Source organism: Gallintestinimicrobium propionicum (genome assembly GCF_025567525.1).
GTDB classification, from domain to species: Bacteria; Bacillota; Clostridia; order Lachnospirales; family Lachnospiraceae; genus Gallintestinimicrobium; species Gallintestinimicrobium propionicum.
On record NZ_JAOQJY010000015.1, the window covers coordinates 2699 to 6832 of the forward strand.

The 4134-nt window shown below is 49.1% G+C and carries 6 protein-coding genes and 1 pseudogene; all 7 read left to right on the forward strand.

All coding sequences use genetic code 11. The annotated features are described in order from the left end of the window. On the forward strand, nucleotides 1-90 hold a 90-nt coding region (locus OCV62_RS18505), incomplete at its 5' end, for a DUF4368 domain-containing protein (RefSeq protein WP_416822292.1). Between the two features lie 90 nt (nucleotides 91-180). After that, on the forward strand, nucleotides 181-441 hold the full coding sequence (locus tag OCV62_RS11490; protein WP_262586811.1) for an AbrB/MazE/SpoVT family DNA-binding domain-containing protein: 261 nt from the start codon (nucleotides 181-183) through the stop codon (nucleotides 439-441). Nucleotides 442-625: 184 nt separating this feature from the next. Further along, the gene (gene pfkB, locus OCV62_RS11495) at nucleotides 626-1540 is read left to right on the forward strand and encodes a 1-phosphofructokinase (RefSeq protein ID WP_262586813.1); all 915 of its coding nucleotides are present in this window, start codon (nucleotides 626-628) and stop codon (nucleotides 1538-1540) included. Between the two features lie 27 nt (nucleotides 1541-1567). Next, nucleotides 1568-1852: pseudogene (locus OCV62_RS11500) on the forward strand (hypothetical protein); the annotation flags it as partial. 177 nt (nucleotides 1853-2029) lie between these two features. Further along, entirely contained in the window at nucleotides 2030-2797 is a 768-nt protein-coding gene (locus OCV62_RS11505; RefSeq protein ID WP_262586815.1) for a DeoR/GlpR family DNA-binding transcription regulator, read from the forward strand. A gap of 47 nt (nucleotides 2798-2844) precedes the next feature. Then, a complete protein-coding gene (locus OCV62_RS11510; protein WP_262586817.1) occupies nucleotides 2845-3474 on the forward strand; it encodes a flavodoxin family protein in 630 nt (209 codons plus the stop codon). Nucleotides 3475-3595: 121 nt separating this feature from the next. Further along, nucleotides 3596-4134 (forward strand): stage V sporulation T C-terminal domain-containing protein (locus OCV62_RS11515; protein ID WP_262586819.1); only part of this gene is annotated, 539 nt, incomplete at its 3' end.

The following is a 4134-nucleotide window of genomic DNA, read 5'->3' on the forward strand; positions in this document are numbered from 1 at the left end:
ATAACCGTCCACGAAGCTGTCAAGGGCGAGGACGGAAGCCGTGAACAGGAAGTAGAAATCTACTACCGCTTCATCGGCAAAATCGACTGACCTTTCTTTTTTACCCAACAATATCTTTAATTAAGGGAGACGGGAGAATCTTTACCTGATATTGAGAAGTGTAAACTCCTGGCAGAAGTATTGGATGTAAGTCTGGATGATTTGGTAAATTATGACAGAGAAAACAGCAATGATCTTGGCCTGGGTGTTCCGCCAAAGGGAAAGCATGTTTTTGGAATCACGAAAGTGGGAGAGAAAGGTCAGATTGTGATACCGGCAAAAGCAAGAAAAATATTTGATATTCAGCCAGGGGATAATCTGATCCTATTGGGCGATGAAAGTCAGGGAATTGCTATTATCAAAGAAAAAAGACTAGTGGAGATATTAAACGGAAATGAATGATAAGCCCTGCGTCCGTGAACACCAACCCAATGCACTAAAACATTCAAACTCATTCAAAAACAGCCTTAAAACGTCAAAATAGACAAAAATGAATTTGCATTTTTGCGAACGAACACGATTGAATTTGAACGAGTTCGGCGATACAATAAACTTAACAAAAGCGAAGAAGAAAGGAGGAGGGCAGATGATCTACACGGTAACGTTTAACCCGTCGCTTGACTATATCGTAGGGGTTGACGATTTCAGATTAGGAGCTACGAACCGCACATCCTATGAACAGATGCTTGCCGGCGGAAAAGGAATCAATGTGTCCTATGTTTTGAAAAATCTCGGTTTTGAAAGCACAGCATTCGGATTTCTGGCAGGCTTTGTCGGAGAGGAAATCAGACGGAAGGTTGCGGCAGATGGCATCCATGCGGATTTTCTGACACTTTCAGAGGGAGTATCCCGAATCAATGTGAAACTGAAAAACATTGACGGGACGGAGATTAACGGAATGGGACCGGACATCGCGGCGGATCAGGTTTCGGCGCTTCGGGAGAAGATCAATCAGTTAAAGGCGGGTGACATTCTCGTGCTCGCGGGAAGCATTCCGCAGTCCATGCCGGATACGATTTACATGGACATCATGGCGGATCTGCAGGACAAAGGCGTTGAAATCGCAGTCGATGCGACGCGGGATTTGTTGATGAATGTACTTCCCTATCGCCCGTTTTTAATCAAGCCAAACAACCATGAGTTGGGTGAGATTTTCGGCGTAGAGCTTAAAAAAAGGGAAGAGGTCATCCCTTATGCGAAAAAGCTGCAGGAGAAAGGCGCGAAAAACGTCCTCGTATCCATGGCAGGAGAAGGTGCTGTGCTGATTGACGAGAACGGGCGCGAATATATGAGCCCTGTGCCGAAGGGAAAGGTTGTCAACGCGGTTGGCGCAGGAGACTCGATGGTAGCGGGCTTTATCGCAGGATACCTTGAAAAAAAGGATTACGAATATGCATTCCACATGGGGATTGCATCCGGAAGCGCGAGCGCATTTTCCGAACAGCTTGCGACCCGGGCTGAAGTCGAAGCATTGTTGAAAACAATACATTCCGCAGGATAAGCGGTTTAAGAACGGAGGAGTTATGAGAATTCCGGACTTGCCAATATGAGCGGCTCCAGCAAGATCCTGCTCGGCTTTATCCTGGGCGGTATGATGTCTGTTGATATGGGCGGACCGTTCAACAAAGCGGCATATGTATTTGGAACCGCTTCGATTGCGGCAGGCAACTACGATATTATGGCAGCAGTTATGATCGGCGGAATCTTTGTATTCCCGGTTGTTGGAAACGCGATGATGTATCTGGTAGCGCTCGTGATCGGAACGATTGTATCAACCGCACTCCTTGGATTACTGAAAAAGAAAGTTGCCTGAAACGGTTCCGATGGATAAAAAAGAATAGCTTTTTACGCTCAAAGGAAAGGAAGACGTCACATTGGATGGACATCACATGATGTTGTATGCTAACATAGGAAGCACCGGGGATCCTGCGATGGTGTGAAAACGGCGCGGTCAGCCCGCGTACACAAACGTGATCGAAATGGAGATATTATGTTAACAGAAAAACGTCAGGAACAAATTGTACGGCTGGTATATGAGCGGGAGAGCATTACAGTAGCGGAGCTGAAGGAAATTCTCCACAGTTCGGAATCGACGATCCGGCGTGATATCATTGCGCTTGATCAGGAGGGCAGGCTGACAAAGGTGTTCGGCGGGGCGATTGCACTGCGTACAGCCCAGATTGTCAACAAAGAACTTTCGATGGTGCAGAAAAAAGATCTCCAGACTGCAGAAAAACAGGCGATCGCGCGTTACGCCGCGTCGCTGATCGAGCGGGATGACTGCGTTTATCTGGACGCCGGAACATCGACCGGCTGGATGATCGAATATATCCGCGAAGCACAGGCAACCTATGTGACGAACGCGCTGTCCCATGCAAAGCGGCTCGCGGACAAGGGCTTCCATGTGATTTTGATCGGAGGGGAGCCAAAAAGCTCAACGGATGCGATCGTTGGCGCGGAAGCAGTTGTAAATCTCCAGAAATACCATTTCAGCAAGGGATTTTTCGGGACGAACGGCGTAGAACAAAACGGCGGCTTTACGACGCCGGACGCGAGGGAAGCGATGGTCAAGCAGACTGCGGTGAAAAATACGCAGCTCGCAAACCGCTATTTCCTGGCGACGTCTTCCAAATTCGGGAAAGTGTACGCCGTAACCTTCGCAGGCTTCGAGGGCGGAGTGATCCTGACGGAAGCGTCTGTGCAGGAAAGTCTGCCGAAGAGCGTCAGGGTTGTCAATGTGAACCAACCGGAACAATAAATTCCTGTCTGCGCAGGCACAGAGCAATAGAAGGGAGATTTTATCGCATGAAGGTTATGTTTGTAAATGGAAGCAGCCACCTCCACGGAACCACCATGGCAGCGATTGAAGAGATGGAAAAGGTATTCCGTGCAGAGGGGATTGAAACGGAGGTCATTCAGGTCGGCGGTAAGCCGATCGCAGATTGCTTGCAGTGCAATGTCTGTGGAAAGACCGGAAAATGTGTGTTTACAGATGACGGTGTGAATGAATTTGTGGAAAAGGCAAAGGATGCGGATGGCTTTGTGTTCGCAACGCCAGTCTATTTTGCACACCCGAGCGGACGCATTTTCGATTTCCTGGATCGCGCATTTTACAGCAGTAACAGTTATGAAAACTTCAAATTCAAGCCCGGCGCAGCAGTCGCAATCGCAAGAAGAGGCGGGACGACGGCTTCGCTGGACGCGTTGAACAAATATTTCGGAATCGCACAGATGCCGACCGCAGGATCGACTTACTGGAATATGGTGCACGGGCTGACGGCGGAGGACGCGCCGAAGGACGAAGAGGGTATGCAGACGATGCGCAACCTTGCCAAAAATATGATTTGGATGATGCGTTGCTTTGAAGCAGGCAAAAAAGCAGGCGTTCCGTATCCCGATACCGAGAAACAGTTTTGCACGAATTTTATCCGCTAAAAAAGACATATGTCGGAGCAGACAAAAAGAAAAGCTTTGCATAATTCCTCCTGTTTTCCGCATACTACCCACATCACACAAATTATGGAAAGTATGTAGGAAGCAGGAGGAACTTTTTTATATGAAAGCAACAGGAATTGTCCGTCGGATTGATGACCTCGGACGCATCGTAATCCCGAAGGAAATTCGCAGAACGCTGCGGATTCGGGAAGCGGACCCGCTGGAAATCTTTACCGACCGGGAGGGAGAAATCATCCTGAAAAAATATTCTCCGATCGGGGAAATGACGACCTTTGCCAGGCAATATGCAGAAAGCCTTGCACAGGTCTCCGGGCATACGGTTTTGATTGCGGATCGGGATCAGTTTATCGCGGCGGCAGGAGGCTGCCGAAATCTGATTGGAAAACCGCTGAGCCGGGAAATGGAGCAGCAGATCGAAAGCCGCCAGATTGTTCTTGCGACACGTGGAGACCGCACCTTTGTGCAGATCGCTCCGGAAGGCGTGGAGGAATATGTCTGCGAAGCAATCAGCCCGATTAACTGTGAGGGAGACGTGATTGGCGCGGTGGTTTTGCTGGGGCAGAGCAAAACGCCCGGTATGGGGGAAGTGGAACGAAAGCTGATTCAGTCTGCGTCCGGATTTCTTGGGCGGCAGATGGG